Annotated in this window: 4 protein-coding genes; 2 read left to right on the top strand and 2 right to left on the bottom strand. The window is 65.6% G+C overall.

The genetic code is table 11. The features are described from left to right. Both QZ213_RS25730 and QZ213_RS25725 read left to right on the top strand, forming a co-directional pair. Positions 1-364, top strand: a 364-nt coding sequence (locus tag QZ213_RS25730; protein WP_291688878.1) for a TRAP transporter small permease subunit, incomplete at its 5' end; no start/stop codon positions are given. Positions 365-376: 12 nt separating this feature from the next. Further along, a complete protein-coding gene (locus tag QZ213_RS25725; protein WP_291688877.1) occupies positions 377-1,660 on the top strand; it encodes a TRAP transporter large permease in 1,284 nt (427 codons plus the stop codon). A 36-nt stretch (positions 1,661-1,696) separates the two neighbouring features. On the opposite strand, the gene QZ213_RS25720 is transcribed toward QZ213_RS25725, so the two are convergent. Together QZ213_RS25720 and QZ213_RS25715 are read right to left on the bottom strand one after the other, a co-directional pair. Next, a complete protein-coding gene (locus QZ213_RS25720; protein ID WP_291688876.1) occupies positions 1,697-2,890 on the bottom strand; it encodes a CoA transferase in 1,194 nt (397 codons plus the stop codon). Positions 2,891-3,056: 166 nt separating this feature from the next. Further along, positions 3,057-3,860: glycine reductase (locus QZ213_RS25715; protein ID WP_291688875.1), on the bottom strand; the 804-nt coding region annotated here is incomplete at its 5' end.

Here is a 3,860-nt window from a genome sequence, read left to right as displayed (position 1 = left end):
GGTGCCGTTCACCTGGGTCGAGGAAGTCGGCGAGCTGTCGCTGGCTTGGCTGACGCTGATCGGTGCGGCGATCGGCATCCAGTCACGCTCGCATTTCACACTTGCCGTGTTCGTGCATCGCCTGCCTGAGACCGCGCAGCTCTGGATCCACCGGTTCAATCACGCGCTGATCGCTTGTGTCGGCGTGCTGGCGGCCTGGTACGGTTTCAAGCTCTGCCTGCTCAACCGCACGCTGACCACGCCGGGCCTGCAGATCAATCTCGCCTGGCTCTACGCCTCCGCCGTGGTCGGCGGCATCCTGATCGCCGTCTATGGGCTCGCGATGATGATCTCGCCGCTGCCGCAAGGCGAGCCCCAGCACTGATCGGGACAATCCATGCTGCTTGCGACTGTCGCTATCGTTTTCGCCGTGCTGGTGCTGCTGTCGATGCCGATCGTGTTCGCGCTCGGCGTCGCCGGCATCGCGGGACTCCTGATCGGCGGCTACCCGCTGCAACAGCTTTCCTCGGCGCTGGTGTCGGGATCGCAGAGCTGGGTGCTGCTGGCGATCCCCGCCTTCGTGTTCGCCGGCAATCTGATGGAGCGCTGCGGCATGAGCCACGCGCTGGTGGAGCTGGCGCGCGCGCTGATCGGCTGGGTCAAGGGCGGGCTCGGCATGTCCGTGATCGTGGTCGCGTATTTCTTCTCCGACATCTGCGGATCGAAAATGGCGGAGGTCTCCGCCCTCGGCTCCGCGCTGATGCCGCCGCTGACAAGAGCCGGCTATGACCGGCGCGATTCGGCCTCGCTGATCGCCGCCGGCACCGCGATGGGCATGCTGGTGCCGCCGGCGATCTTCATGATCGTGATCGCGCAGGTCACCAACACCTCGGCGGTGGCGCTGTTCGTCGCCGGCTTCGTGCCGGCCGTCGTCATCATGCTGTGCCTGATGGCGGTAGTTTACGTCCGCGCCCGGCAGAACGACTGGCCGGTCGATGCCCGGCCAAGCCTGAAGCGCCTCGGCCACGCGGCGCTGCACGCCGCGGTGCCGATGGTGGTGCCGTTCGTGATCCTCGCCGGCTTCATTCTCGGCATCATCACCGCGACCGAGGCCGGCGCCGTTGTCGCGGGCTATGCCTTCCTCGCCGCAAAACTCTATTACCGCAACGTCTCTTGGCGCGAGATGGGCAAGATCGCCTATGACAGCGCGATCCTCACCGCGGCGGTGGTGTTCCTGCTCGCGATCGCCTCGGTCTATCAATATCTGATGGGCGTCAGCGGGGTGCCCCAATTGCTCGGTCAGGTGCTGGGGCCGCTGAAGACGCACCCGTGGCTGTTCCTGATCGGAACCGCGGCCATGAGCTGCCTGTTCGGCATGGTGCTGGAAGGCCTGCCCGCCGCGGTGGTGCTGATCCCCGTGGTGTTTCCGATCTCCGAAGCGATGGGCATCGATCCGATCCACTTCAACATCGTGCAGACCGCCGCCGTCGGCATCGGATTGTTCATGCCGCCGATGGGGGTCGGGCTGTTGATGGCGCTGCGTTTTGCGAACATCAGCGTGGGCCAGCACTTCCGCACCTACGTGCCGTACATGCTGGCCCTGTTCGCCGGACTGTTGCTGATCATCTGCATCCCCGCGATCAGCCTGACGCTGCCGAGGCTCGCGGGTTTGATCCGGTAACCGGCATAGACGACGGTGTTATCTTTCCGCCGCCGCTCAGACGATGCCGCGCGCGCGCAGATCCGCGATATCATCCGCGCCGTAGCCGAGCGAGTTCAGCACCTCGTCGGTATGGGCGCCGAGTTCGGGCGCCATCGAATCGAGCCTGCCGCCGCCATGGGCGAGCCGGAAGCCGCTGCCGGCGAAGCGCAGGCGGCCATAAGGCGTATCGATCTCCTGAATGGCGCCGCGCGCCGCTATCTGCGGGTGATCGATCACCTCCTCGATCTTCCAGATGCTGGCGCAGGGCGCGCCTGCCGTCTCGAGAATATTCTCCCATTCGCGCGGATCCTTTTTCGCCAGCGCTTCCTCGATGATGGCCCGGAGCGCCGGCTCGTTTTCCTGCCGCGCGAACCAGTTGGAAAAGCGCGGGTCTTCCAGCGCGTCGGCGCGGCCGAGTGCCGCCATCAGCGACTGGTACTGCTTCTCGCTGTTCACGGCGAGCAACAGATAGCCTTCGCCCGCTTTGAACAAATTCGCAGTCGGCCGCCGGCTGACGGCCTGATTGCCGGATAGTTGCTGACGATGGCCGGCGACGGTGTAATCGGCTATCTGCCCCGACAGAAACGCCAGCGTCGCCTCGAGCATGGAGACGTCAACCAGCTGCCCCTTGCCGGTTTGGGTGCGCTGGAACAACGCACTCGATACGCCGAAGGCTGCGGTGGCACCGGACAGCACGTCGCAGACCGCGAAGCCGGCGCGCGTCGGCCCGGTTTCCTCGTGACCCGTGATCGCCATGATGCCCGACATCGCCTGGATCTTGCCGTCGTAGCCCGCGCCGGATCGTTCCGGGCCGGTCTGGCCGAAGCCCGAGATGGCGCAATAGATCAGCCTCGGGTTGATGGCCGAGAGCGCGGCGTAGCCGATGCCGAGCCTGTCCATCACGCCGGGACGAAAATTTTCCATCACCACATCAACGCTTGCGGCGAGCTGCTTGACGATGGCGATCGCTTCCGGCTTCGAGAGGTCGAGCGTCAGGCTGCGCTTGTTGCCGTTGATCGCCTGCCAGCCCGGGGCAAGGCCGCGATCGGCCCATTCGCGGCTCAACGGGGTGCGGCGCATATCCTCACCTTCGCGCCGCTCCAGCTTGATGACGTCGGCGCCGAGCAGCGCGAGCTGGTAACTCGCGTAGGGGCCAGCCAGAACCTGCGTGAAGTCGAGAATCTTCACGCCTTCGAACGGTCGGGTCACTTGGACGTCCTCCTGTTTCTTCCCTCTCCCCTTGTGGGAGAGGGTGGCACCTCACGAGGTGAGGTGACGGGTGAGGGGTTTGTCTCAGCGGATAGAGACCCCTCATCCGGCGCGGACTTTGTCCGCGCCACCTTCTCCCGCAAGGGGAGAAGGGAAGCAGACGAGATCATGCCGCCCGGTTGCCGCGCGCGATTTCTTTCTGTTTGTCGAACTCGGCCCGGCGCCGCGCCAGTTCTTCCGGACTCATCTGGGCGATGTTGTTGTAGTCGAGCTTCCAGGAGGCATCCTCGCTCCAGCGCAGCGGCGACTGCATCGTGGTGCGCGCGCCGGAGGCGGACTCCAGCAGGCGCAGCGCCAGCTCCAGCGTCAGCGCCTGCGACTCGACGTCGTGCGGCTTGCCCGCCGAATTACCCAACGGGAAGTCGGAGAACAGGAAGCGCGGCACGGCCGCGTGCTCGACGATGTCCTTGGCGCAGCCCATCACCACGGTTGAGATGCCGTTGGCCTCGAGGTGGCGGGCGACCAAAGCGGAAGTCTGGTGGCAAACCGGGCAGTTCGGCACCAGCACGGCGACATCGACCTTGTCAGCGAGGCAGCGGGCAAGAATGTCAGGGGCATCGACGTCGATGGTGACGCGGTGGCTGCGATTGGTCGGGGCGCCGAAGAAGCGCGGCGCCACCTCGCCGATCCGCCCCGAGGCTGCAGCCTTCAGCAGCTGGGGCAGCGGAAACCAGGTGCCGCTGTCGGTCGCTGTGGTGTGCTTGCGGTCGTAGCCGATATGCGAGATGCGCAGATCGTGCTGTTTCGAGGTGTCGCCGTCATAGACCGTGTAGAACTTCGCGCCGCCATTATACGCCGCGCCCGGGCCCTGGTCGCCCTTCGCCGGGTCGTAAGGGGCCGCGGTGGTGACGATGGTCACGCGCGATTGCGCCATCGGCTTTTTCAGCGGCTGGAACGGCGCATCGACATA

The organism is Bradyrhizobium sp. (genome assembly GCF_017881085.1).
Lineage (GTDB): Bacteria > Pseudomonadota > Alphaproteobacteria > Rhizobiales > Xanthobacteraceae > Bradyrhizobium.
This window is presented reverse-complemented; position numbering and strand designations above follow the sequence as displayed.